Source organism: Chloroflexota bacterium (assembly GCA_016219275.1).
Lineage (GTDB): Bacteria > Chloroflexota > Anaerolineae > UBA4142 > UBA4142 > JACRBM01.
In genome coordinates, this window is the sequence record JACRBM010000064.1 from 15581 (window position 1) to 40141 (window position 24561).

The 24561-nt window shown below is 57.0% G+C and carries 26 protein-coding genes and 1 other annotated feature; of the genes, 5 read left to right on the forward strand and 21 right to left on the reverse strand.

Translation table 11 applies throughout. The features are described from left to right. Nucleotides 1-43: 43 nt before the first annotated feature. The 21 genes from HY868_17990 to HY868_18090 form a co-directional block, all read right to left on the reverse strand. Nucleotides 44-1027 carry an alpha-ketoacid dehydrogenase subunit beta gene (locus HY868_17990; GenBank protein MBI5304032.1) on the reverse strand — a complete coding sequence of 328 codons (984 nt, stop codon included), beginning with the start codon at nt 1025-1027 and terminating at the stop codon, nt 44-46. Nucleotides 1028-1121: 94 nt separating this feature from the next. Next, entirely contained in the window at nt 1122-2093 is a 972-nt protein-coding gene (locus HY868_17995; protein ID MBI5304033.1) for a thiamine pyrophosphate-dependent dehydrogenase E1 component subunit alpha, read from the reverse strand. A gap of 48 nt (nt 2094-2141) precedes the next feature. Further along, nucleotides 2142-3023 carry an NAD(P)-dependent oxidoreductase gene (locus HY868_18000; GenBank protein MBI5304034.1) on the reverse strand — a complete coding sequence of 294 codons (882 nt, stop codon included), beginning with the start codon at nt 3021-3023 and terminating at the stop codon, nt 2142-2144. Between the two features lie 55 nt (nt 3024-3078). Then, the gene (locus HY868_18005) at nt 3079-3765 is read right to left on the reverse strand and encodes a FadR family transcriptional regulator (protein MBI5304035.1); all 687 of its coding nucleotides are present in this window, start codon (nt 3763-3765) and stop codon (nt 3079-3081) included. Between the two features lie 179 nt (nt 3766-3944). Further along, a complete protein-coding gene (locus HY868_18010) occupies nt 3945-4379 on the reverse strand; it encodes a lipocalin-like domain-containing protein (GenBank protein ID MBI5304036.1) in 435 nt (144 codons plus the stop codon). Between the two features lie 3 nt (nt 4380-4382). Then, complete coding sequence (locus HY868_18015; GenBank protein MBI5304037.1) at nt 4383-5159, reverse strand: RNA methyltransferase; 777 nt, start codon at nt 5157-5159, stop codon at nt 4383-4385. Next, a complete protein-coding gene (locus HY868_18020; GenBank protein ID MBI5304038.1) occupies nt 5156-5407 on the reverse strand; it encodes a hypothetical protein in 252 nt (83 codons plus the stop codon). The genes HY868_18015 and HY868_18020 overlap by 4 nt, the downstream gene beginning before the upstream one ends. Nucleotides 5408-5530: 123 nt before the next feature. Further along, entirely contained in the window at nt 5531-5878 is a 348-nt protein-coding gene (rplT, locus tag HY868_18025) for a 50S ribosomal protein L20 (protein MBI5304039.1), read from the reverse strand. An 80-nt stretch (nt 5879-5958) separates the two neighbouring features. Further along, a complete protein-coding gene (rpmI, locus tag HY868_18030) occupies nt 5959-6168 on the reverse strand; it encodes a 50S ribosomal protein L35 (GenBank protein MBI5304040.1) in 210 nt (69 codons plus the stop codon). A 176-nt stretch (nt 6169-6344) separates the two neighbouring features. Beyond that, nucleotides 6345-6947 (reverse strand): translation initiation factor IF-3, encoded by a 603-nt coding sequence (locus tag HY868_18035; GenBank protein MBI5304041.1) that lies wholly within the window; start codon nt 6945-6947, stop codon nt 6345-6347. A gap of 234 nt (nt 6948-7181) precedes the next feature. Then, nucleotides 7182-7796 (reverse strand): DUF4340 domain-containing protein, encoded by a 615-nt coding sequence (locus tag HY868_18040; GenBank protein MBI5304042.1) that lies wholly within the window; start codon nt 7794-7796, stop codon nt 7182-7184. Continuing rightward, on the reverse strand, nt 7797-9350 hold the full coding sequence (locus HY868_18045) for a GldG family protein (GenBank protein ID MBI5304043.1): 1554 nt from the start codon (nt 9348-9350) through the stop codon (nt 7797-7799). It lies immediately after the preceding gene. Continuing rightward, nucleotides 9350-10066: an ABC transporter permease subunit gene (locus HY868_18050; protein ID MBI5304044.1), complete on the reverse strand. Its 717-nt coding sequence runs from the start codon at nt 10064-10066 to the stop codon at nt 9350-9352. Before HY868_18050 ends, HY868_18045 begins: the two co-directional genes overlap by 1 nt. Before the next feature lie 9 nt (nt 10067-10075). After that, nucleotides 10076-11017, reverse strand: a complete 942-nt coding sequence (locus tag HY868_18055) for an ABC transporter ATP-binding protein (GenBank protein ID MBI5304045.1) — start codon at nt 11015-11017, stop codon at nt 10076-10078. A gap of 308 nt (nt 11018-11325) precedes the next feature. Further along, nucleotides 11326-12771 (reverse strand): glutamate--tRNA ligase, encoded by a 1446-nt coding sequence (locus tag HY868_18060; protein ID MBI5304046.1) that lies wholly within the window; start codon nt 12769-12771, stop codon nt 11326-11328. A 93-nt stretch (nt 12772-12864) separates the two neighbouring features. After that, nucleotides 12865-13959: a M23 family metallopeptidase gene (locus HY868_18065; GenBank protein MBI5304047.1), complete on the reverse strand. Its 1095-nt coding sequence runs from the start codon at nt 13957-13959 to the stop codon at nt 12865-12867. A 114-nt stretch (nt 13960-14073) separates the two neighbouring features. Beyond that, the gene (locus HY868_18070; GenBank protein MBI5304048.1) at nt 14074-14310 is read right to left on the reverse strand and encodes a hypothetical protein; all 237 of its coding nucleotides are present in this window, start codon (nt 14308-14310) and stop codon (nt 14074-14076) included. 157 nt (nt 14311-14467) lie between these two features. Beyond that, nucleotides 14468-16135 (reverse strand): glutamine--tRNA ligase/YqeY domain fusion protein, encoded by a 1668-nt coding sequence (locus tag HY868_18075; protein ID MBI5304049.1) that lies wholly within the window; start codon nt 16133-16135, stop codon nt 14468-14470. A 77-nt stretch (nt 16136-16212) separates the two neighbouring features. Then, a complete protein-coding gene (locus HY868_18080; protein MBI5304050.1) occupies nt 16213-16533 on the reverse strand; it encodes an STAS domain-containing protein in 321 nt (106 codons plus the stop codon). A 22-nt stretch (nt 16534-16555) separates the two neighbouring features. Beyond that, on the reverse strand, nt 16556-16978 hold the full coding sequence (locus HY868_18085; GenBank protein MBI5304051.1) for an ATP-binding protein: 423 nt from the start codon (nt 16976-16978) through the stop codon (nt 16556-16558). A gap of 86 nt (nt 16979-17064) precedes the next feature. Then, the gene (locus HY868_18090; GenBank protein ID MBI5304052.1) at nt 17065-19029 is read right to left on the reverse strand and encodes an Ig-like domain-containing protein; all 1965 of its coding nucleotides are present in this window, start codon (nt 19027-19029) and stop codon (nt 17065-17067) included. A gap of 466 nt (nt 19030-19495) precedes the next feature. Here HY868_18090 and HY868_18095 point away from each other — a divergent pair, with 466 nt between their 5' ends. The 5 genes from HY868_18095 (at nt 19496) to pheS (ending at nt 24528) form a co-directional block, all read left to right on the forward strand. Next, on the forward strand, nt 19496-20317 hold the full coding sequence (locus HY868_18095; GenBank protein MBI5304053.1) for a MerR family transcriptional regulator: 822 nt from the start codon (nt 19496-19498) through the stop codon (nt 20315-20317). Nucleotides 20318-20346: 29 nt separating this feature from the next. Beyond that, nucleotides 20347-20660, forward strand: a binding site (T-box leader). A gap of 34 nt (nt 20661-20694) precedes the next feature. Next, nucleotides 20695-21201 (forward strand): DinB family protein, encoded by a 507-nt coding sequence (locus tag HY868_18100; GenBank protein MBI5304054.1) that lies wholly within the window; start codon nt 20695-20697, stop codon nt 21199-21201. Continuing rightward, nucleotides 21183-22757, forward strand: coding sequence for an MFS transporter (locus tag HY868_18105; protein MBI5304055.1), 1575 nt, complete (start codon nt 21183-21185; stop codon nt 22755-22757). Before HY868_18100 ends, HY868_18105 begins: the two co-directional genes overlap by 19 nt. A 39-nt stretch (nt 22758-22796) precedes the next feature. Next, nucleotides 22797-23321, forward strand: coding sequence for an NUDIX hydrolase (locus HY868_18110; protein MBI5304056.1), 525 nt, complete (start codon nt 22797-22799; stop codon nt 23319-23321). A 163-nt stretch (nt 23322-23484) separates the two neighbouring features. Then, nucleotides 23485-24528: a phenylalanine--tRNA ligase subunit alpha gene (pheS, locus tag HY868_18115; GenBank protein MBI5304057.1), complete on the forward strand. Its 1044-nt coding sequence runs from the start codon at nt 23485-23487 to the stop codon at nt 24526-24528. Nucleotides 24529-24561: the final 33 nt, after the last annotated feature.

Consider the following 24561-nt stretch of genomic DNA (forward strand, 5'->3'; position numbering starts at 1 on the left):
AACGGTGCTAAAGTGTCGCAGATTCGCGTAATTCGCGGATAACTTATTTCCCGCACAACATCTTCGCCATCTCAAACACACTCTGCTCCGTCGGCACGGTCAGGTCTTCGAGCACCGGCGAGAAGGGCACCGGCACGTCCAGCGCGCCCATGCGCTTGACCGGCGCATCGAGATAGTAGAACGCGCCATCCGCGATGACCGACGCGATTTCGGCGGTGACGCCGTACTGCTCGTACCCTTCGTCAATCACGATGGCGCGCGACGTTTTCTTCGCCGACTCGACGAGCGTGTGCTTGTCGAGCGGCAAGGTCGTCCGCGGATCAATCACCTCTGCACGGATGCCGATTTCCTTTAGCATTTCCGCCGCGCCGAGCGCGACCTGCACCATCGAACTCGTCGCGACGAGCGTGATGTCGTCGCCCGCGCGTTTAATATCCGCGACGCCAAATGGAATCGTGTACTCGTCCGTTGGCACAATGCCTTTGAGTTTGTACATCATCTTGTCTTCAAAAAAGACAACCGGGTTTTCATCGCGAATCGCGGTCTTCATTAAACCCTTTGCATCGTACGGCGTCGAAGGAATCGCAACCTTTAATCCTGGGATATGGCTTACCCACGCGTGAAGTGATTGCGAATGTTGCGCGGCAGAGCGTCGCGTCGCGCCCATCGTCGTGCGAAACACCATCGGGACGCGCAATTTGCCGCCGGACATGTAATGCACTTTGGCGGCTTGGTTTGCCACCTGATCCATCACCAAGCCCAGGAAATCGCCGAACATGATGTCCACGACCGGGCGCATTCCGGTCATCGCCGCGCCAACGCCGATGCCGGAAAAACCTGGCTCGGAGATCGGCGTGTCAATCACGCGGTCTTTGCCAAATTCTTCAAATAAGCCGGACAGTACTTTGAACGGCGTTCCCGCTTCGGCGACATCCTCGCCGAGGATGAACACGCGCGGGTCGCGCCGCATTTCTTCCGCCAATGCTTCGCGGATCGCTTCGGCAAACGTGAGTTCGCGGTCAGGCATTGCATACCTCAAGAACGAGATTTATGGGACGCGGATTAACGCGGATGCACGCGGATTTTTTCTTTTTATCCGCGTTAATCCGCGTCCAAATTTTCTATGCGTAAACATCTTCATCCACTTCGCTCACATCCGGATACGGCGCGTCGAGCGCGAACGCGACGCCAGATTCGACTTCGGCGTTTACATCAGCTTCGATTCGCTCAAGCACGGATTGATCCGTCAATGAATTACCAATCAACCAATTACCCAAAATTTTCAGCGGATCGCGATTTGTTCGCCATTCGAGTTCTTCCTCTTTCGAGCGATAGTACGCGCGATTGATGTCGCCGACGTGATGACCGTAATAACGGTACGTGTCGCACTGCAAAAATGCCGGACCTTGTCCGCGTCGCGCGCGTTCGACCAGACGTTGCATTGCCACATAAACCGCGTGCACGTCTTGCCCATCCACGATTTCCGCGCACATGCCAAACGCACGTGCGCGCGCGCTCAACTCGCCGGCAGTCGTTTCGTTGTTATGCGTGTACTCGTTGTATAGATTATTTTCGCACACGTAAATCACCGGCAGTTTCCACAACTGCGCCATGTTCATCACTTCGTACAGCAAACCCTGATTCATCGCGCCATCGCCGAAAAAGCAGACCGCGACCTGACCACTGCCGCGCATTTTCGCCGACATTGCCGCGCCGGTCGCGATGCCCGCGCTCCCGCCGACAATCGCGTTCGCGCCCAGGTTGCCAGAATCCGGATCGGCAATGTGCATCGAGCCGCCCTTGCCGCGACAATACCCGGCTTCCTTGCCCAGCAATTCCGCGAACATACGATCCACCCGCGCGCCTTTGGCGAGACAGTGCCCGTGCCCACGATGCGTACTCGTGATGTAATCGTCGCGCTGCAACGCCTCGCACACGCCAACCGCGACCGCTTCCTCGCCAGTGTAGAGATGCGCCAGTCCTGGCATTTTCGCGCCTTTGTAGAGTTCGTTCACCTGTTCTTCAAACGCGCGAATCTTTGCCATTTGTTGGTACATGTGCAAGGATTGTTCGAGGTCTATGTGGTCGGTCATTTGTAAACTCCAAAATGTGATGCGTAAAACGTTATTACCATTTACCAATTACCCTTTTATCCCCGCCATTTGCGCCAGCGCTTGAAACATCACCGCGAAATCCTCTTTCGCAAATCCCATGCCACGCGCGGTCGTAAGCATCTCGTTCGTCGCCGCGGTCGTCGGCAGCGGCACGTCAAGTTGGCGACCCAGTTCGAGCGCGAGCAACATATCTTTTTGCATCATGTTCACGTCGAACCACGCTTCGTCCGGCAATTTCAAAACGAATGGTCCACGATACTTGACCATCGGCGACGCGATCACGCTGTTGAGCAAAACCTCGACGGCGGTCGCGCGCGGAATGCCGGCTTTTTCCGCGATGAGCACGCCTTCGCTGAAGGCGAGCATCTGCACCGCGAGCGACAGGTTCGTGGCGATTTTCATCGTGACCGCGAGTCCGTTCGCGCCAACGTAATTCACTTTCGGACCGATCGCGAGCAGAATCGGTTTGATTGCGTCGAAGGTCGCCTGGTCGCCTGCAACCATCAACGATACGTTCCCTTGTTCGAGCGTGATAACGCTCCCCGATACCGGCGAATCGAGCATCTGCGCGCCGCGCGCGGCGACTTGCGCGGCGATCTCGCGCGATGCCGCCGGGCTGACCGTGCTCATGTCGACGTACACCTTGCCGCGCGACAAACCGGCAAGAATTCCATCCTCGCCGTTCACGATTGCGCGCAACGCCTCGGTGTTCGTCACCATCGAGAACACAACATCGCTTGCTTGCGTGACCGCGCGCGGCGAGTCGCCCCACTTCATTCCCGCATCGAGCAACCACTGCGCTTTCGATTTCGTGCGATTGTACCCGGCGATGGTGTGTCCCGCGTCAAGTAATCGTTTCGCGATGCGACTGCCCATCACGCCGAGTCCGATGAAACCTAGGTTTGCCATTGTGCCTCCGGGGTTGGTAATTTGTAAATGGTCATTGGCAATGACCATTTACCATTTACTTTTCACTATCGCGCCGTACTTGCCTGAGATGCGCGCGCATCGCCTCGCGCGCGGTTTGGGGATCGTGCGCGCAAATCGCTTTGAGAATTTTCTTGTGATGGGATTGTCCGCGCGGCGCGCCGTTGACGAGGAAAATTTTCTTGCGATGCTCGCGGAGCAAATCCACGATTGGGTCGAGTAGCGTAGGGATGAACGCGTTCTGGGTTGCGCGCGCGAGCGCGAGGTGAAACGCGAGGTCGGCTTCGATGAACGCGTCGGCGTCGTCAATGGTGCGATCCATTGTCGCGACAATCGCGTTCAGGTCGGCAAGGTCTTGCCTGGTCGCGCGTTTGGCGGCGAGCGCGGCGATCTCCGGCTCGAACAATTCGCGCGCCTCGACAAGGTCATCCGCCCGTTCGGTCGTGCCGATCTGCATCATCCGTCCGAGCGAGTCGCGCGCGGCGCGCGAGGTGCCGTCGGTCACAAACGTGCCGCGCCCCTGCTCGCTACTGACGAGCCCCTTTTCGCGCAGGGTCTTGACTGCCTCACGCACGACCGTGCGGCTGACGCGAAATTTTTCGGCGAGTTCGCGCTCGTTCGGGAGACGGTCGCCCGGGTGGAATTCGCCGTTCAAAATTTGCGTTTCGATGCGCGCGACGACCTGTTCGTAGAGTCGCGCCGCGTGAATTGGCTGGTCTTGCATAATTGGTATGATGATTATACCAATTTCAGATTTCGCGTCAAGCGCGGCAAAAACGACGCCGCGCGGGTTCGTTCGCGCCCTTCTTTTTCAGATCGTGGTGACGGTCCGATTTACAAGTTGGTGATGGATAGAAAATAAAACGGGCGACCTGTGCGGTCGCCCCTGATTTTTCGCTGCGCTCAACGCGCGCGTCGCCATTCGAGATAATTGACGACCTGCTCTTCCGCGAGCGTCATCGGCGCAGACATGAGCGTGAGCAAGTCGCCGGTAAATTCGTAAAATTGTTCGCGATCAATCCCAACCCAGTTCGGATACGTACAGCCCTCGACGTGATGAATCACCATCGGACGCATCGTATCCACCTCGAACGTGCCCCAGTACGCCATGCACCCTTGAAACGCGGCTTGGATTTCTTCCGGCGTGCCGCGTTGCCAATCGTTCGACGCAAACCTGGGTCGGTCGGCTTCCATCACCTGCAGCGCCATGTGTCCGTCCGGCTCATAGATCAAAATTCCGCGCACGCCTTCGCCGAACGGATGAATCGAGATGCCGTCCGCCAAACGAATTTCGTACTTGATGAGTTTCCACACGCCGATGAAGGGATTGTCTTGCATGGTTCACCTCGTCGTGAAATGCGCGGCTTGAAACAACAACACGGTCGTCGCCATCGCCGCGTTGAGCGATTCCGCGCCGCCGTGCATCGGAATCGCCACGCGCGCGGTCGCGATTGTTTTCGCATCGTCGCCCGCGCCTTCCGCTTCGCCGCCGACGATCAACGCGACCGGGCGCGACCAATCCGCGCGCGTGTACACGATCTCGCCGCGCGCGTCCGCGAGATAGATGCGCGGCATCATTTCCATCATTTCCTTAATTTCCGTCCAAGCCCTTACGCGGATCGGGAGATAAAAATGCGCGCCCATCGCCGCGCGCACGACCTTGTCGTTGTACGGATCGGCGGCGCCGTGCGCGAAGAAGATCGCGTCCACACCCGCCGCGCGCGCCGAACGCAGAATTGCGCCGACATTCCCAGGATCGCGTACCGCGTCGAGAATCAAAATGAATTGCGGGTGCGCGGGCAATGCGAGTTCGATGAACGGCAGAACCGCGACGATGCCTTGCGGCGTTTCGGTACTCGCGATCTCCTGCATCAGCGCGTCGCTCACCTCAAGCGTGTCCGGCGTGAGCGCGCGCAAGCGTTCGAGCAACGCGTGTGTGCGCGGCTCACCTTCGATCTTTGCGGTGTAGAGCGCAAACGCGGGAATGATGTTCGCGTTCACCGCTTCTTCGATGAGGCGCACACCTTCCGCGACGAATTGCTGCGCGGCGTACCGTTCCTTGCGCCGCGCGAGTGCGCGGACGAGTTTGATTTTGGGGTTGGCGTGGCTGGTGATCATTTCAATTCATCAGGATCATTCTGAGCGGCATCGTCAAGTTGCCTCTGGTCAAATTCATCATACCGCAATCGTTCGTCGAGTTCTAATGGGTTCATTCGCTTGACTCTTTGCTGTACCTTGTGGTCATATTGACGGTCATTAGGATCCCACCAAGCGTGCTTCCGTCGGTATTCCTCATAGAATATTCTAATCACTTCGCTAAGACGTTTCTTTCTCTTGTTCATAATGACTCGCTGCCACTTTTCCATCAAGAAATCTTGCTATCAACGTAACATCGGCTCACGCGCAAGTTCTCACGCATGAGCCGATGTGTATAAGAGAATCGATTCCTCTCCGTCTGACTACTGTCTACTGACGACTGACTGCTGGCACTACGCCTTTGCGGTCTCAACCAACTTGGCGAACGCGTTTTCATCGCGGATCGCAATGTCGGCGAGCGCCTTGCGGTCCAGCTCGACGCCGGCTTTTTTCAAGCCCGCGATCAACTTGCTGTACGTCAATCCCAGCGGTCGCGCGGCGGCGTTGATGCGCGCGATCCACAAGCGGCGAAAATCGTCCTTGCGTTTCTTGCGCCCGACGGTCGCGTAATACTTGGAATGGAGCAACCCTTCGTTCGCGCGGCGGAACAGCAAACTGCGCGACAGGGCTTGCCCTTTCGTCTGCTTCAATACTTTTTTGTGGCGCGCGTGTGACGTAACGCCACGTTTCACTCTAGGCATCGTAATCTCCCATTTAGCAAATCGCGTATAGCAAATGGCTGATTGCGGATCGCAATCTGCTATACGCCATTTGCCAATTGCTATTTTTGGCGTAGCGTTGGCGCGAGTTGATGAATCTTTTTGGCGCGTTCGTGGCTCTCAACTTCCACCCGGCGATCAAATGCGCGCTTGTTGCGTTTGGCTTTGCGGCGGCGCAAGTGCGACTTGCCGACCTTGGTGTGCATCAATTTGCCGGTTGCCGACACTTTGAAACGTTTGGCAGTGGCTTTGTGGGTTTTCAGTTTGGGCACCATATCCTCCCAGGTGTTATTTCAGATTTATGATTTCAGATTTTAGATTTTGTATTGATAGCGATTTTCCGCCGGGGCTGGGGGCGAAAATCTGCAATCGGAAATCTGCAATCGGAAATCTACAAGAAACAGTCGGGGCAGAACCCCGACCGTGACGGTTGTTCGATTAGAAAAGCTTAGGCAACCGGCGGCTTGACTTCATCCGGCGACTGGACGACGATGCGCGAGTTTTGCACCAACGCCCGTGCGGCATCCGGTCCACCCTTCATCGGTCCAGGTATCAGCAACATCATCATACTTTTGCCGTCCATCAACGGGGCTTGCTCGATGGTGGCGGCGTCGGCAAGTTCCGTCGCGACCTTTTCCAGAATCTCGCGTCCGATACCCAGGTGCGTCATCTCGCGCGCTCGAAAGACCACGCGCACCCGAATTTTGTTGCCGTCTTTCAGAAACTCGCGCACGCGTTTGAGCTTGAAACCGGTATGATACCAATTCGTTTTGGGACGAATGCGTAATTCTTTGATCTCGATCTGCTTCTGACCTTTTTTGGCTTCGCGCTCTTTTTTGGTGCGCTCGTACATGAACTTGCCAAAATCAATTACGCGGCAGACCGGTGGTTGGGCATTGGGCGCAACCTCGACGAGATCGAGATCGCGGTCTTGCGCCATGCGTAATGCCTCGAACGTGGGCAGAACACCGACTTGCTTGCCGTCCGCATCAATGACGCGAACTTCTTTGGCGCGAATCTGTCGGTTGATTCGAAAATCCTTGTCGCTAATTAGTCTCGCCCCTTCCTGAAAAATGTGGCGCAACTATAGCACAAGATATGCCTCAAGTCAAATTGCTTTACAAAAAAGACACGGTTTTTCAAAAGTCATTTGCAGACCCATCCCCCTGCCCCCTACCCTTATAGGGAAGGGGTTGGGGGTTAGGTTGGCAAGTGAGTCAAGCGACTTTAGAAAAGCCGTGACAAAAAAGACCCGCAGGGTTTCGTAAACCCTGCGGGTCTTGGTTCATGGCTTGGGTGTGCCGATCGCCGCGGGCGTAGGTGTCTCGGCTGGAGGCGGTGTCGCCGTCGGTGTGATGAGCGGCGGCGCGTCCAACAACACCTTGGCGCCGTCAATGATCCATGTGCCAACGATAAACACCTTGTCGGTCGCGCCGGTGTAGATCACATAGTAGTTCGAATCGTCCGGCGTTTTGTCGCCAACGGTGATCGCATACGCCGTGCCATCGTTCGTCACCACGCGAATCTCGAGCGCGGCGGCGCTCAAGCCATACGCTTTGAGGTCGCTGACGTTCGCCAACACGCGCGTTGCCTGCAGCGTCGCGACATAGCCGATGGCTTGATCAATCTTGGGCGCGTCGGCATCCTGGTCGAGCGGCATGATGCGCCAACCCTTGTCCGTGCGCGAGACCGTCACTTCGCGCGCGGCGCGCAGATCGCGCACCTGGAGCGTTTTCACGTCTGCCGCTTTGAGTTGCAACACATACGGCTGGGTCGCGGCAGTCGGCGTGCCCATCGCTTGATTGATCTGTTCGGTCGTCTTGTTGATTTCGAAAAAGTAGACGTAGCCGGCTAACAGCGCAAAGACCGCGACCATAATCAGAGTACTGCGCGACTTCACTTAACGTCTCCTTATCCAGACCAACACGCCGATCAACACGATCACCATCGGCAAGAGCGCCACGCTCGACAATTTCACAAACGCGTCCTGTTCGGCGGTGAGGATGATCGGCTTGGCTTGCGTTGGGGTTTTGGGCTGAATCGCGATCAAGTTTTCCTGACCGGTCAACCAGTTGATCACGTTGCGGAACAGAATGAGGTTGCCCGCGTCCGCGCTGTTCGCGCGGAACAGTGCGTCCAGGTTGCCGTTCGCGACGAACGTCGAGTTGCCCATCACCACGACGCGCGCCGCTTTCTCGCCGGCAATCTCGACCGCGTACGCGATATTCAACGGACCGCGCGTGTCCGCGCCAACATCGAGTTGCACCTTTTGATTCTTGAGCGCCTCGAAATCGGTTTCCCCCCAGCTCAGTTCGCTCGTCGCAAAGAGCGCAGTGGTGGTGCGATTCGGCGCGGCGGCGCTTTCGGCGTTGACCGAGCGCGCGCCGGGGAGAACCACATCAATGCCGACGAGGTCTTTGGTGATCGTATGCGGCTGGAAATCATTGACGACCGGAATCTGCGCGCGCCCGAAAAAGCCCAGCTTGGGATCAATCACCATATCGTTCCGTAACACCAGACCCAGGTTCTTGATCACATCGCCGAAACCGGCTTCCAGTTGCGGATCGAACATCAAGTACACGCGCCCGCCGGCGGTGATGTAATCCTGCACGCGTTTGACTTCTGCCGGATCGTACGGCTGAACAGGACCGGCGATGACCAGCGCGGACAAATCGGAGGGCAAGGTATCGGTGACGGTTTTCAGATTGATCGTCGCCGTTTTGTAGTTGAACGCTTCGAGCACCGCGCCGATACGCGCGTAACCATTCTGGTTCGTGTCCGTCAGAGTGTGCTCGCCGTGCCCGGTCACAAAATAAATCACGGATTGAGTTTCTTGAGACACTTTGAGCAGTGCGTTCGTCAAACTCGATTCGTCCGTGCCGAACACATTCTCGCGCCGCGTGCCGCGTTCCAGCACGATCACGCCATCCTGCGGAACCTTAAAGTCCTTCGCCATTGCCGGGTCGGCGTACGGATCAATAAACTTGTACGTGAACTTGGGACCCAGCTGCGTGTAATCGCGCAAACGATCTTCCGCTTCGCGCCGGTTCGGCGCTTCGGGAGAATAGAACGCCACTGCCGTCACCGGGTCTTTCAAACCCTGGACGATATTCGCGGTCAGCGGCGACAAGGTATACGCTTGATTCGCCGTCACGTCCCAGCGCACGTTGTAACGGTTGCCCAAATAGTTGAGCAATCCGACGATGCCGACAAACGCGATAATCGCGATGAGCGTGTTGGCGCCATAACGCACCGTCCGCCCCGTCAGCGCGTCGCGCACTTCGGTGGGCCGCGCGTACACGTACAGCCCAAAGAGCACCGCGCCGATCACGCCGAGCGCGATCAAACGTTCGTTCGGTTGATTACCGATCAGGTACAAGATTGCCGCCGCCACCCACAAAGCGATGGCGACACCGGCGAAATAGATCGCCCACGCATTTAATCGTTCTCGCATTAGCGCCACCTCCGGGATTGCAACAATTGCGTCGTCAAGAATAGGAATACGGCGACGATGCTTAACGGATAAAGCACATCCGCTAACTCGACGACGCCGCGCAAAAAGTTTTCATAGTGCCGCGTGATCGCCATATACGAGAACGCATCACGCACTGGACCATACCCCGCCCAACTTGCCAGCGCGTCCGCAATCCACAGCAAAATCAGAATGGCGAAACCGCCCAACCACGCGATAATCTGATTTTGCGTCAACGAGGAGGTGAACACGCCAACGGCGAGAAAACTCGCGCCGAGCAAGAACACGCCCAGATAGCCGGTCAGCGTCGGTCCGATTTCGGGTTGCCCAAAGACGCGCAGAATCAAAAAATAGTACAGCGTGGGTCCCACAAACATGGTGAGGTACAAAATCAACGCGCCCAGGTATTTGCCGACGACGATTTGCCAATCGTGCACCGGCGCGGTGAACAAGAGTTCAATCGTGCCCATGCGGCGTTCGTCCGCCAGCACTTTCATCGTCAGCGCCGGCGCGATCAACAACACGATGAACGTGATGTTGCCAAACAACGGACGCAGACTCGCATCCGCGCTCGACGTGAGGATCGCGGCGAACAACGCGCCGGTGACCAGCAGAAAGAACGCGCTCGTCAAGTACGCGATCGGCGAAACGAAAAATGATTTAAGTTCGCGAACAGTGATCGTCCAAACGTTACTCATCGTGGCTCCTTATTGCTCCACCGGTTCTGCGGTCTCTTCGGTCGTCAGTTTCAAGAACACTTCTTCGAGTGACATACTGACGGGACGCAGTTCGAGGACACCCCAACCGCGCTGCACCGCCATCGCGGCGATGTCGGCGCGCCGATCGGTGCCCAGGTTGGTTTCGATTTCGTACTCGCCGGTGGCGGGGTCTTTGGCTTGGACGCTCAATACACCCAGGATTTTTTCGAGTTCGGTTGCGATGTCGGGCGTGGGCTTGGCGACTTGCAAGTGCACATGTTCCGCGCCGCGCACGCGCGCGGTCAATCGTTCGGGCGTGTCCTCCGCGACGATTTTACCTTCGGCGATGATGAGCACGCGCGAGCAGGTCTGGCTCACTTCGGGCAGAATGTGCGTACTGAGCACGACGGTGTGTTCGCCCGCGAGCGATTTGATCAAATTGCGAATCTCGATGATCTGGCGCGGATCCAACCCGATGGTCGGCTCATCGAGGATCAGCACATCGGGATTGTGGACGATAGCTTGCGCGATGCCGACGCGTTGACGGTACCCTTTCGACAACTTGCCGATCAATTGATTCGCGCGGTCGTCAATGTTCGTCAATTCCATCGCGCGCTCGATTGCGGCATCACGATCTTTGACGCTCCGCAAGCGCGCCGTGAAATCGAGATAATCCCACACCGTCATTTCGGTGTAGAGCGGCACACTTTCCGGCAAATAGCCGATGCGCTTGCGCGCTTCGATAGATTGCTCGAACACGTCAAACCCGGCGACGTGCGCGACGCCCGCCGATGCCGGCATATAGCCGGTGACGATCCGCATCGTCGTCGTCTTGCCCGCGCCGTTCGGTCCGAGAAAACCGAGCACCTCGCCTTTCTGCACGTTGAACGTCACGTCGCGCAATGCCGTGTACGTGCCATACGTTTTGCTCAAGTTCTCGACACTAATCATCACATTGTCATTTGGCATAGACAAACTCCCTGGTGGAATATTCGATCTTCGATTTCTGATTTATGCTTTCACCCCGTGGGTGGCGTGTATCCGGAAAAGAAACTTTTCGTGTCATGCTGAGGAGCGTTTTTCACGGCGAAGCATCTCGCAACTAGCGAATCGCGATACCCTTCGCTTCGCTCAGGGCGACAATTCAAAAGCGGAATTCGTGACCGCGCTCAATGTAAATTACGGCAACTAACGCTAACAAGCCACGATGAGATTCAAATTAAGCCCAGATTAAAGGCGTTTAATGCGTTGCCATGCCGCTATCGAACTAATCCCTCCAACAACATGATCGACCGCGCGATGCGCCGCAGAGTTTTCGCGCGTCCCATCATTTTCATCACGCCCATCAACGGCGGTGTGACCGTTTTGCCGGTGACCGCGACGCGGAGCGTACCGAAAAATTGCGCGTTCTTTTGTCCCAGTTTTTCCGCGTCTGCGCGTAATTCGGCTTCGACTTTTTCTTCGTCGTCGAACGCGGCGTACTTGCCGAGCGTCGCTTCGGCGGCGCGCAACGCGGCAAGCGCGGAGGCGGCGTCGGCTTTGCCGACGAGTAGTTGCGGATCGTACTCCACATCCTCTTCGAACAAGAAATCCACCATCGCGGCGATCTCGTTCAGTTTTTTGATGCGCGGTTTCACCAGCGGCGCAAGCGCGCGCAAGGTCGCGAGATCGGCGCGGGGGATAAACGGTTGCAACCGCGCGGCGAGTTCATCGTCCGGCAATTCGCGGATGTAATAGCCGTTCAGCCAATCGAGTTTGCCGTAATCGAAGATCGCCGGCGCGTGCTCGATCTTGTCGAGCGTAAAGAGTTCGATCAATTGCGCGCGCGAGAACACTTCGCTCTTGTCGTCGTACGACCAACCCAGGCGCGCGAGAAAATTGAACATCGCCTCCGGTAAGTACCCTTCATCGCGAAATTGCACAACACTCGTCGAGCCGTGGCGCTTGCCCAGTTTCTTTTTATCCGGACCCAGGACGAGCGGCACGTGACCGTGCGGCGGAATTTCCCAGCCAAACGCCTGATACAACAAAACGTGTTTCGGGAACGAAGGAATCCAATCGTCGCCGCGCATCACGTGCGAAATCTTCATCAGGTGATCGTCCACGACGACGGCGAGGTGGTACGTCGGGAATCCGTCCGACTTTAATAACACCTGGTCGTCCACGTCCTTGTTCGCAATCGTCAAATCGCCGTGAATGAAATCGGGCAGAGTCGTTTTGCCTTCTTGCGGTACGGCGAGCCGAATGACGTACGGATCGCCGGCGCGGTCGCGCGCCACGCGTTCCTCTGGCGAAAGAAAGCGACACTTGCCATCGTACCGCGTCGGCAGACCTTTCGCGTGTTGCTCGGCGCGCATTTGCTCCAAGCGTTCGGACGAACAGTAGCAACGATACGCCGCGCCTTGCGCGACAAGCCAGTCCGCGTGTTCGCGATAAATCGGCAAGCGTTTCGATTGTTCGTACGGTCCGTACGCGCCGCCGACATCCGGACCCTCGTCCCACGCGATGCCGAGGTAGCGCAACGAATCGAGAATCAGTGACAAGCCATTTTCGACTTCGCGTGCCTGGTCGGTGTCTTCGATGCGGAGAATGAATTTGCCGCCGGTGTGTTGCGCCCACAAATACGAAAACAACGCGGTGCGAATGTTGCCCACGTGGGGCGCGCCGGTCGGGCTGGGTGCATAGCGAACGCGAACGTCTGACATACGACCAATCTCTCTACCACAGAGCGCACGGAGAGCACAGAGATAAAAAATAAAATCTCTGTGTGCTCTGTGACCTCTGTGGTGAAATAAAAATTACTGTCCTAATTCAACAAACGTCAACTTGCCGGCTTCGACGGTGACACGCGCGGCGTACTGTTGTCCGCTGACGCGCACGACGTAATCGCCGGCGGCGAGATCGGGAAACGCGAAATTCTCGCCGAGTTCATCGTCCGAGTTGACCGGCGGAAATTCGTCGCGGCTGTACGATTCAATCGAGTAGATGAATTGTTCCGGATCGGCGCGCCATAATTGAATGATCGCGCCGCGCGTCAGTACGCCTTTTTCCGCGAAGCGTCCGACGAGAGCGCCGCGCCCGGTCAGCGGCGTGGTCCACAAAATCGGATTGCGCGTGTGCGCGTAATCGTTCACGCCGACGCGAATCTCGAAATGCACGTGCGGTCCCACCGCGATGCCGGTCATGCCGATTTCGCCGAGCGGATCGCCTTGCTTGACTTGATCGCCGACGTTGACCGCGATGCGATTCATGTGTCCGTACAACGCAAAGACGCGCTGATCTTTGTATTGCCGCGCGAGTTGAATCACGACGAGTTTGCCGTAAAAGTTGATATCGCGCCCGCACGTCTTTTTGTTATCGTCGCCGCACAAGCGCGCGCTCGTATCATCGCCTGCGACGACGACAGCGCCATCGGCGACCGCGAACAGCGGCGTGCCGGTCGGATTCACAAATTCTTCGCCGTGATGCACGTCATAGTCCCCGCGTGAAGTTGTGCCGTACAGATACGTCAGCGCCGGCACAGTTGCCATCGCGTTCGGCGCGACCGGGCGCGTGACGTACAAATGCGTGTTCGTGACGATGCGTCCGGAACGAATCGTGATCGGCGTGCGCGCGACGGTTGGCGCGGGTGTGTTATCGGGCGACGGAGTTGGCGCAGGTGTTGCCGGTTCCGGCGTCGGCACGCGCGTCGAGGTTGGGCGCAACGTGATCGTCGGTTGCGGGCGCGGCAACGTCGCGGTCGGTGTGGGCGTTGCGGTGGCGAGCATCGCGGCAAGTGTGCCGGATTGGACGAACAATCCGGCAATCGCGACCGCGCCGAAAATGCAACCGAGCACCAGACCCGCGCCAACCGCTAGAACTATTTGAGCGAGTGTTTCCCGTCTTGCTGTCACGAGCGCCGATTATAGCACAGAAAACCTAAAGCGCAATTCGGCATGCCGTTTTCAATTCAAATAAAAAAGCGCACTGCTTTGAAAACAGTGCGCTTGAACGTCAACCATGCGCGGTCAATCAATCTCTAACACGTTCAGCCGGTTTTTTAACTCTGCCAAGCGTGTCTCGGCTTCTTGCAAAGATTGATGAGACATTGGATTGTGTGATTGTGCGCGCAGGGTTGGAATGACGAGGGATTCGAGGACATCAATCTGACTGAGTAGATTAAGACGGTCTTTGTAGACCGCGAAGGTATGCCGTGACGTGAGAATAGTACGATTGGTGCCCAGATCGGCAGTAATTTGATTCATCATCCCTACTTTCATTGCAGAGCAACAACTTCGTCATTACCGTTCATGTTAAAGAGAAGGTACCTAGCTGGAAAAATACATTCGCCATTGGACAAAAAAAACGGACGATCGGTTTGAGACGATACGTCCGTGTCCTACATCTACATTTCCGCCAGCCCTATCCGGCTTTCTCGATTTTCGCCCACGTATCGCGCAAGGTGACAGTGCGATTGAAAACCGGACGACCGGGTTTAGAATCCGGATCAACGCAGAAATAGCCCACGCGTTCAAACTGGATATGCTCGCCGACATGCGCTTGCGCGAGCGCCGGTTCGATGTAGCAGTTCGTCAACGTTTCGAGCGAGTTGGGATTGATCTGCGCTTTCCAATCTTCGGCTTCGTCCGGTTTGGGCGACAAGAACAAGTTTTCGTACAAACGCACCTCTGCCGGTACCGCGTGTTGCGCCGAAACCCAATGGATCGTGCCTTTGACTTTGCGATCCGTCGAACCGCCGCGCGTCGCCGGATCGTACGTGCAGCGCACCTCGACGACCTCGCCGCGTTCGTTGTGGACGACGCTCGTACACTTGACGATGTACGCGTAGCGCAAACGCACTTCAGCGCCGGGCGCAAGTCGAAAATATTTTTTCGGCGGGTCTTCACGAAAATCATCCTGGTCAATCCAGAGTTCGCGCGCGAACGGGACCTTGCGCGTGCCCATCGTCGCGTCTTCGGGATTGTTCACCGCGTCCAACTCTTCGACCTGACCTGCCGGGTAATTTTCGATGACAACTTTGAGCGGATGCAAAACCGCCATCATGCGCGCGGCGCGCTTGTTCAAGTCCTCGCGGACGCAGTGCTCGAGCAATTCGACTTCGATGAGATTCTGATTCTTCGCCACGCCGATGCGATTGGCAAACTCGCGGATGGATTCGGGCGTGAAACCGCGACGACGCAAACCGCACAGGGTCGGCATACGCGGATCATCCCAGCCGGCGACGAGTCCTTCGTTCACGAGTTGCAGCAGTTTGCGCTTGCTCATCACGGTGTAGGTCATGTTTAAGCGCGCGAATTCGATTTGGCGCGGGTGGTAAATGCCGAGCGTGTCGAGGAACCAATCGTACAGCGGGCGATGGTCTTCGTACTCCATCGAGCAGAGTGAGTGCGTCACGCCTTCGATAGAATCGGATTGACCGTGCGCCCAATCGTACATCGGATAGATGCACCACGCATTGCCGGTACGATGGTGCTCGGCTTGGCGAATGCGGTACATCACGGGGTCGCGCAGGTTCAGGTTGCCAGACGCCATGTCAATTTTCGCGCGCAATACGCGCGAGCCGTCCGGAAATTCGCCCGCGCGCATCCGCGCGAACAGATCGAGATTCTCCACGACGGAGCGATTGCGGTACGGACTCTCCTTCCCCGGTTCCGTCAGCGTGCCGCGATACTCGCGAATTTCGTCCGCGCTGAGATCGTCCACGTATGCCTTGCCCGCTTGGATGAGTTGCACCGCCCACTGGTATAGTTGCTCGAAATAGTCGGACGCATAGTACGGATGATCGCCCCAGGTAAAGCCAAGCCAGCGAATGTCTTCCATGATCGCGTCCACGTACTCGGTCTCTTCCTTCGTCGGGTTCGTATCGTCGAAGCGCAAGTTGCAGTGTCCGCCGAAATCCTGGGGAACGCCAAAGTCAAGACAAAGCGCCTTGGCGTGACCGATGTGCAAATAGCCGTTCGGTTCGGGTGGAAAGCGCGTCACCACTTTGCCGCCCCACTTGCCGTTCGCGAGTTCTTCCGCGACAATCGCGCGGATAAAATCTACGGGTTTGGATTCGGATTCAGGCATAAGGCAATCTCCAATGACAGATTATTTCTCGTCGCAAATTTTTACGGAGCGATTTTGTGGTTCATCAATTGGACGCGTTAATCTGTAAACGATTTTGTCGCGCGGCTGCTATTTTCGTATATTTCAAACACGCGGTCAAAGCCCGCCATCTCGAAAATTTCGATGAGGCGCGGCGTGAGGCAACACAACTTGAGCGCGCCGCCATGCTTGCGCGATTCTTTAAGCGCGGCAAGCAGAACGCGCAACCCGTTCGAACTGATATAGCGCGTCTCTTTGAGGTCCACGATGAAGCACGCATGTCCGGCGGCGATATGCTGTTTGATTTCGTGCTCTAACGGACGCGCCCCCGCCGCGTCGAGCCGCCCCGCTGGAGTCAGCACGATGATTTCTTGAGTCATACCACGCACCACGTTTTGCAGTTCACTTTTTAATTTTCTTGACCATCGTCAGCGTGTTCCCTTGCTCTTCAGAAAACTGAAACTCGACCTTGTTCATCAGTTTCTTCATAAAAAACAAACCCAGCCCGCCGATGTTGCGCTCCGACAGCCCTGCGCGCGTTTTGGGTTGCGCGACCTGCTTCGGATCGAACCTCTCGCCGTGATCGCGAATCGTAACGACGAAATCGCCGCCGCGTTTCGCGCACTCGATGTGGATTTCGCCATCGGGCTTGGCGCGATACGCGTGCTCGATGACATTCGTCACCGCTTCGTCAATCGCCATCTGAACATCGTACAGTTGATCGTCGTTCAAGCCGCACGCGCGCGCCGCGCGTTCGACAAATTCGGCAACCTCGCCGAGACGGTTCACGTCACTGTCTATCGTCATTAAAAATGTTTGCGCCATGAGTCATCTACGCAATACGCAATACAGAATACAGAATACGGAATACGGGCAGGTACTGCGTATTGCGTAATGTGTATTCCGTTGCCTTACTCGCGCCGGAAAGTTACATTCCCAGTTCGTCCGCGCGAGTCTTTGAACGTACAAGTCAAGGTCGTGGCATTCGTATCCGCGCCACAATCGAAATCAATTCCGGAAATCACCGGCGTTGTCGTGGTGATCGTCGTCGTCCCAGTTATCGGCGTACTCGGCGCGACGGTTGCCGCTGGAGTAAAATCTACGTGGAACGTAACGCGATCCGCTTTGAGCGCGCCGGATGTGATACGTCCATCCGTATCCGGCGCGCCGGGCAAAACGAGTCTGAATTCACCGCGAATCGCAGTCCCGCTCTGGCGCAACATCGCGCTGTACTGACCGGTCGCCGCGGATGCATTCCACCGTCCGGAAAACGTGATCGGCGTGGGCGACGGGAGCGGCAACGCGGGCGCACTTATGTAACCGGAAACCGTCGCCGATTTGCCGGTCTGCCGATACATGTCCACGGCTTGCGCGAACAACGTCCACGTCCCCGCGCTCGGCGGCGACCAATCGCACTGCGCGGTCTTGTTCGTCGTCGCGTGCGCGTCGAGCGTACAAATCACTTGCGGATTCGGCTGACCCAGAGCATACCCCCACAATTCAATCCGGTCAAGTTCCGCATTGCCATTGCCGGCAAAGGTCACGCGCAACGGCATCGGCGCGTTAAAGTTGTCTTTCGGTTGAATCAGTTCCGCGCTCGGTGCGGGCGGCGGCTGCGGACGCGCGGTCGCAGTCGGGCGCGGCGTGCGCGTGCGCGTGGGCGTCGCGGTTGACGCGGGCAAAGGCGTCGCTTGCCCGGTTCGCAAAATGCTGACGATTTGCGCGGGCGATTCTTTCGCTACGTTGCCCGCGTTGATCGCGCGCGCGCTGAGTGAATAATCGCCGGGATTCGCGTTCTGCCACACAACCTGGGTTGTCAATGTAGTTTGCTTTGCCGGATTCCCGCTCGGACTCGCGGCGACCACCTCTTTGCCGTTGAGCAATTCGACGCGCTGGATGCCGCTCGCATCCAGCGCGGTGATCGTCACGGTGATCGGCTCGCCGACCGGCGCGTTCGTGCGCTCGAACGAAACGTGGAGCGCGGGTGTGTGAGTGTTCGCGACAAAAATTTTGAGCGGCGCGGAATCGGTCGTTTGTTCTTGCGCGTCGCGCGCGCGGATGAACAAGGTGTGCGTGCCGGGCACGAGCGCGTTCCACGCGAATACGGTGGAGAATTGGGGCGGCGCCGCGTTCGTCGGCACGACGTACGTGTAAATTTGATTGTCCACCCACAGATCAAGTTGCGTCACCCCCGCTTCATCCGCTGCGGCGGCGTAAATGGAAACGATCTCGCCCAGTTCGACCTGGGGCGTACCGACCGGAAATACGATCACCGCGCTCGGCTTGCGCGCATCGGCGACGACGTTGACGGTGGCTTCATCTGCACTGCTCACGCGATTCGTCGCGTCGTACGCGAGCGCGCGCAACACGTACGCGCCGGTTTGCGTCGGCGTCCACGGTACGATCACGGAAAACACCGGCAGTTTGACGGTTGGCGTTTCGGAACGCACAAGTGCGCCATCCACATAAAGCTCGAGGCGCGCCACACCTTGATCGTCTGCCGCGTACACGACGACGTTGATCACCTGGTTGACACTGACCTGGGTGTTGTTCTGCGGCGAAACCAATTGGACGACGGGCGCGGTCGTCGCGATATGCGCGGACACTTGCGCGTCCGGTGTAACAGGCGCGGCAGTCGGCGAGGGCATCACCGTTGGAAACGCAATGACCGTTGGCACGCCACTCGTCGCGGTCGGCGCGGGACGCGTGGCGGTTGGAGTAATCTCGGTCGGGAGCACATTCGGTAACGCTTCGCATGAAGTCGCGATCAACGCGACGATCAATCCCAACAGCGCGCGGCGCAGGACAAACAACGAGTGACGCACCTCTTGCCGCGCGCCACTCGTCTGGTTCGGACGGGTAAACATTGCGGGCATTATAATCCAATTTGAATGTGCGTCAAAACGCTGTCGCCGTACGGGTGTCCGTCAAAATTTTGGAACACTCAACCTGGCGAAGGTTTTGACGACAAATCAAATATGATTGCCGTTCAACCTTCGCAAGGTTTTTTCACCACCCAAAACTTTGACGCAATCCCTCGCCGGACTTTCTTTTTGCGATCAATACCTTCGCCAATCAAAAACTGAATGCAAAATCGTGGGGCAATTTTCCAAAATTGCCAAACAGAATCCGCGTTTGGCGAAGGTGTTGTGCGATAACACACCTTAAATGAGACGCTCTCCTAGTTCAACACACATTGACAAATCTGTCCGATACTAGTATGATTGCGCCCAATAGTACAGTCTAATTCATCTCGCACTCATTCGTATGCTAGCACAGCGACGTGTTAGCAAGACAAGGGAGCCATTTGGTTTTATGCTAAACTGTGCTCAATGTGGAACGTTGAATGCTGATGACAGTCATTACTGTCGCGCGTGCGGCACGCGTCTCGCCGCACAGACCTTCTCGCCTTGTCGGCATTGCGGCGCAACCAATCCCTCCGAAAGTCTGTACTGCAGTCACTGCGGCGGAACGCTTCTCTCACCCAGTCCGCTGATCGCGCGCCCCAAATTTACGTTCCCGCAACCCGATTCCGACCCGCCCACTGCCGCGCCCTCCGCGCCCGAAGCGCTCCCGGCGCGCGACACCAAGCCGATCCGCGAACCAGCCGCGCCCAGCCAGGGCTTGATTCCAACGCACGAATTACTGCGCATGGCAAACGCGATCGGGATTGACATTGACTATAGCACTCTGCGCTTTTGGCAAAAACGCGGCTTGGTCTCGCGACCATTGCGCGGTCCGGTCGAGAGCGGTCGCGGCACACGCGGCTATTACGATGCGAGTCTGATCGAACGCTTGGGTTTCATTCGCGAGATTCAAAAAACCTACTCGTTAGGTCTGGATGCGATTCGCGATGAATTGCAAAAGATAGATCAAGATATCGCCATCGCCGGCGACGCCTCGCGCGTCTATCGCGAACGGCTCACCGTTCTGCAATCGCACCGCGAGACTGAATCGAAACGCACACTGCTCGGCGTACTCGCGCGCGTGCTGAACATTCCCGCCGATGAAATCGCCATCGTCAGCGTACGAAAAAAAGACGGACAAAGCGTTCGCGTGTTCACGGATCGTTCACTGCGCGAACCCGGTCCGGAGATGACGCACGCAGACTTGGCGCGTTTGCTCGACGAAGAAAAAGAAAAGACGGTCAAGAAAACGAATTGACAAAATCGTCGTTCCGGCGATAATCGCCATCACAGGCAACGACGGAGACAAGTACCCGTTTCACATCCGCCAGAGAGAAAGACACTCGGTGCAAGTCTTTTCGGATCACGACGGCGAAATTCCCTCCCGAGCCGCGCACGCGAAATCGAAATTTGAAACTAGTGCGCGCCGCGTATCTCGCGTTACCGAGAAAGCCGATGTTGGTCGGCAAGAGTGAGTGCTATAGTGAGATAGTGCAATAGTGAGATGGTAGATTTGCAATCCTACTATCGCACTAACCCACTACCGCACTATTGAACTAACCAGGGTGGTACCGCGAGACGTAAACGCTCTCGTCCCTTTGGGGGCGGGAGTTTTTTATTGAATCGGAGGCAGGCGTGAAACCAATCTTGAGCGCGCTGGCGGAGCACTGTGCAAATGCCAATTTGGAATTGCTCAACACTGCTTCCCAGTTGAGTGAATCTGATTTGCGCGCGGCGACAAGCCCGAGCCGCGATTCTGTGTTTCGCTTGATCCAGCACCTCGTTGCAGGCGAAGCGTATTTTCTCGCGCGCTGCCAGGGCAAACATATCAAAATTGATCAGCAAGCCATCGCGACCATGGAATCACTCAAGACATTCGCCAACGCGGTAAGCGCAGAGATGCGAGCATTTATCGCAAACCTGGACGATGCACAGGCGCAACGCGTGATGGACACGCAAATCATGGATCGTTCGTTCCGATTTCCGATTTGGCAAATGCTCGTGCAAGCGTTCATGCACTCGGCGCAACATCGCGGCGAGCTTTCGATCCTGCTCAGTTCCCTGGGTCATCCCTTGCCAACCTCGGACATTATCGTCCAATTTATTCAGCAAAGTGGACAGGAATGGTTTCCGAGAAAGTAAACATCACGTTTCATCTTGTCCCGCTCGCGTACTGGGATTCGCTCGACCCGCGCGCCGATTACACCCCGGAACCGTTCGCGCGCGAAGGATTCATCCATTGTACCGACGGCGCGGACGAAATGGCGCGCACGGCGAATCGTTACTATCGCGATAATCCCGCGCCGCATGTGTATCTTTACATTGACCAGTCACGCGTGCGCGCGCCGATGCGGTACGACGCCGAGCCGCGCATCTACCCGCACATTTACGGCGCGCTGAATCGCGACGCGATTGTCGCGGTGCGCCCGGCGCGGCGCGCGAGCGACGGCGCGTTTCTGCCGCCGGAGGAATTGAGTGCGCCGAAAGAATCATCTCTCATCGCGCTCAAACTCTATCGCGATTTTCGTTTACTCTGGACGGGACAAGTCATTTCGTCCATCGGCAACCAAATGCAGATGGTCGCGATCAACTGGCACATTTACAACCTGACGCACTCGCCGGTGATGCTGGGTTTGACCGGGTTGATGCGCGTGGTGCCCATCGTAATTTTCTCGCTGTTCGGCGGCGTCGTCGCGGACGCGCATGACCGGCGTCGTTTGATGATCATCACGCAAACTTTGATGATGATCTTTGCCGCGATCCTGGGTCTCACGACGAACCTGGACCTGATCTCGGCGTACGTCATCTACGCGATGGCGGCGACAACTGCGGCGACAACCGCGTTCGACAGCCCGGCGCGTCAGGCGCTCGCACCGAACCTCGTGAAAAAGGAACATTTGACGAACGCGTTGTCGTTGAACAATATCAACATGCAGGTCGCTTCGATCACTGGACCCATGCTCGCCGGGTTTGTGATTGCCGGGCTAGGCGTCGGTGCGGTATATTGGATCAACGCGCTATCGTTTCTCGCGGTGATTATCGCGCTCGTCGCGATGAAGACGCCGACGCAAAAAAACCTGGGTGTCGCCAAGGTGAATCTCGATTCGCTCACCGAAGGCATCCGCTATGTGTTCAACGCCAAGATTATCCGCGCGACGATGTTGCTCGATTTTATCGCGACGTTCTTTTCGTCCGCGTCCGCGCTCTTGCCGATTTTCGCGCAGGACATTTTGAAAGTCGGTCCCGAAGGGCTGGGCGTTTTGTACGGCGCGGAAGCGGTTGGCGCGGTGATTGCCGGCATTTTGGTGGCGCGCGCGGGCAATATCAAACGTCAGGGCGCGATCTTGTTGGCGGCAGTGGCGTCGTACGGACTCGCGACTGCGTTTTACGGCGTATCGCAATTGTTTGCGCTCTCGTTCTTTTTTCTCGCGCTCGTCGGCGCGTCCGACACAGTCAGCACGATCATTCGCAACACGATTCGCCAACTCGCGACGCCAGATCATTTGCGCGGGCGGATGACATCGGTCAACATGATTTTCTTTATGGGCGGACCGCAACTCGGCAACCTCGAAGCGGGACTCGTCGCCGCGGCATTCGGTGCGCCGTTCGCGGTCGTCAGCGGCGGCGTCGCGACTGTCATCGCGGTGGGTGTGACGGCGTGGCTCGCACCGCAGTTGCGAAAGTACAGTGGGCAGTGAGCGGTAAACAGTGAACAGTATTCAGTATTCATTACACCGATGACCGAAGGAAATAAACTCAACCAAATCGTCGCGGGCATCATTCGACGCGGCGATGAAATTTTGCTTGTCGAACAACAAGGTCGCGATGATCCCGCGTCGGCGTGGGCGTTGCCCGGTGGTCGCGTCGAGCCGGGCGAATTGCTGACCGAGGCGCTCGCGCGCGAGATTCGCGAGGAAACCGGGTTGGCGATGCGCGGCATCACGCGATTGGCGTACCTCGCCCAGCACAACAACGCGAATCCCTGGCAAAATCTCGACGACGTGATTACCGTGTTCGTGTTCGAAATCGCGGGCTGGGATGGCGAAATTCGCGTGAACGACCCGGACAGATTTATTTTGCAAGCGCGCTTTGTGCCGGTGAGTGAGGCGCTTCGTCTGCTTGAAACAACCTTGCTATGGCGCACGATGCGCGAGCCACCCATCGCGTACCTGCGCGGCGAAGTGAATGCGGGCACAATGTGGTTTTATCGAAGACAGGAAAACGGCGAAGACGCGTTGGTGGCACGAATCGCCGCCGATTAGCAATCGGCGTCTAACCAAGCGGAAAATCGGCTGACGCCGATTGCGTGTTTTCATCAGCCCGATGAATCGGGCTTGACCTTCGCTAGACGTGCGATAAATCGCACGGCGTTGGTGTCAAGAATTACCAATTACCATTTACCTATCATAAGAACTGGAGGTTGCAATGCTCGACGAACTAAATAAACTCCGCGATGACGCACTCGCGCAACTGTCCCCGATTTGGGACGATGCCGCGCTCGAAGCATGGCGCGTCAAGTTTATTGGACGCAATGGCGCGCTCGCAAGCGCGATGACGAAACTGGGCGCGCTCGCCAAAGAGGAACGCCCCGCCGCCGGGAAACTCGCGAACGAAGTCAAGACCGCGCTCGAATCGGCATTCGAAGCGAAGGTCGGCGCGATGAAACAACGCGGACTCTCCGAGTCGCTCGAAGCCGCGCCGCTCGACGTGACCTTGCCCGGTCGCCCGGTCAAGCGCGGACGATTGCACCCCGCAACCGCGAATCTGCGCGAACTGTATCGCATCTGGGGCGACATGGGTTTCCAGGTGTTCTTGTCGCGCGAAGTCGAATCGGACGAAGTGAACTTTCAGTATCTCAATATTCCGCCGCATCACCCAGCACGCGACAATTGGAGCACGTTCTACATCGCCGACACCGATCATCGCGTTTTGCTTCGCCCGCACACCTCACCCGGTCAAATCCGCGCGATGCGCCAGTTAGGACACGCTTCGCGTGGCACGCAGCCGATTCGTGTCATTCTGCCGGGCATGTGTTTTCGATACGAGCAGGCAAGCGTGCGGTATGATATTCAATTCAACCAACTCGAAGGACTCGCGGTCGGACGCAACATCACGTTCGCGGATCTCAAAGGCACGCTCACCGAATTCGCGCGGCGCATGTACGGCGACCGCCCAGTGCGATTCTACGGCGATCACTTTCCGTTCACCGAGCCGAGCGCGCAGATGGACGTGCAGTGTGTCATTTGTGACGGCAAAGGTTGCGCGATCTGCAAACACACCGGCTTTCTTGAAATCCTGGGTTCGGGCATGGTGCATCCGACCGTCCTTCGCAACGGCGGTTACGATCCCGCCGAGTGGAGCGGCTTCGCTTTCGGCATGGGCACCGAACGCATCGCAATGTTAAAGCACGGCATCGAGGACATTCGGTACTTTTGGGGCAATGATCTGCGATTCTTGGAGCAGTTCTAAAATTTTCGATTTTTGATTTTCGATTTGCGATTT

Excerpts from the sequence above, each read along its gene's own strand:
- HY868_17990 (MBI5304032.1), bottom strand. The coding sequence starts at position 1,027 with ATGCCTGACCGCGAACTCACGTTTGCCGAAGCGATCCGCGAAGCATTG.
- HY868_17995 (MBI5304033.1), bottom strand. The coding sequence starts at position 2,093 with ATGACCGACCACATAGACCTCGAACAATCCTTGCACATGTACCAACAA.
- HY868_18000 (MBI5304034.1), bottom strand. The coding sequence starts at position 3,023 with ATGGCAAACCTAGGTTTCATCGGACTCGGCGTGATGGGCAGTCGCATC.
- HY868_18005 (MBI5304035.1), bottom strand. The coding sequence starts at position 3,765 with ATGCAAGACCAGCCAATTCACGCGGCGCGACTCTACGAACAGGTCGTC.
- HY868_18010 (MBI5304036.1), bottom strand. The coding sequence starts at position 4,379 with ATGCAAGACAATCCCTTCATCGGCGTGTGGAAACTCATCAAGTACGAA.
- HY868_18015 (MBI5304037.1), bottom strand. The coding sequence starts at position 5,159 with ATGATCACCAGCCACGCCAACCCCAAAATCAAACTCGTCCGCGCACTC.
- HY868_18020 (MBI5304038.1), bottom strand. The coding sequence starts at position 5,407 with ATGGAAAAGTGGCAGCGAGTCATTATGAACAAGAGAAAGAAACGTCTT.
- rplT (MBI5304039.1), bottom strand. The coding sequence starts at position 5,878 with ATGCCTAGAGTGAAACGTGGCGTTACGTCACACGCGCGCCACAAAAAA.
- HY868_18045 (MBI5304043.1), bottom strand. The coding sequence starts at position 9,350 with ATGCGAGAACGATTAAATGCGTGGGCGATCTATTTCGCCGGTGTCGCC.
- HY868_18050 (MBI5304044.1), bottom strand. The coding sequence starts at position 10,066 with ATGAGTAACGTTTGGACGATCACTGTTCGCGAACTTAAATCATTTTTC.
- HY868_18055 (MBI5304045.1), bottom strand. The coding sequence starts at position 11,017 with ATGATTAGTGTCGAGAACTTGAGCAAAACGTATGGCACGTACACGGCA.
- HY868_18060 (MBI5304046.1), bottom strand. The coding sequence starts at position 12,771 with ATGTCAGACGTTCGCGTTCGCTATGCACCCAGCCCGACCGGCGCGCCC.
- HY868_18070 (MBI5304048.1), bottom strand. The coding sequence starts at position 14,310 with ATGAATCAAATTACTGCCGATCTGGGCACCAATCGTACTATTCTCACG.
- HY868_18075 (MBI5304049.1), bottom strand. The coding sequence starts at position 16,135 with ATGCCTGAATCCGAATCCAAACCCGTAGATTTTATCCGCGCGATTGTC.
- HY868_18080 (MBI5304050.1), bottom strand. The coding sequence starts at position 16,533 with ATGACTCAAGAAATCATCGTGCTGACTCCAGCGGGGCGGCTCGACGCG.
- HY868_18085 (MBI5304051.1), bottom strand. The coding sequence starts at position 16,978 with ATGGCGCAAACATTTTTAATGACGATAGACAGTGACGTGAACCGTCTC.
- HY868_18090 (MBI5304052.1), bottom strand. The coding sequence starts at position 19,029 with ATGCCCGCAATGTTTACCCGTCCGAACCAGACGAGTGGCGCGCGGCAA.
- HY868_18105 (MBI5304055.1), top strand. The coding sequence starts at position 21,183 with ATGGTTTCCGAGAAAGTAAACATCACGTTTCATCTTGTCCCGCTCGCG.
- HY868_18110 (MBI5304056.1), top strand. The coding sequence starts at position 22,797 with ATGACCGAAGGAAATAAACTCAACCAAATCGTCGCGGGCATCATTCGA.
- pheS (MBI5304057.1), top strand. The coding sequence starts at position 23,485 with ATGCTCGACGAACTAAATAAACTCCGCGATGACGCACTCGCGCAACTG.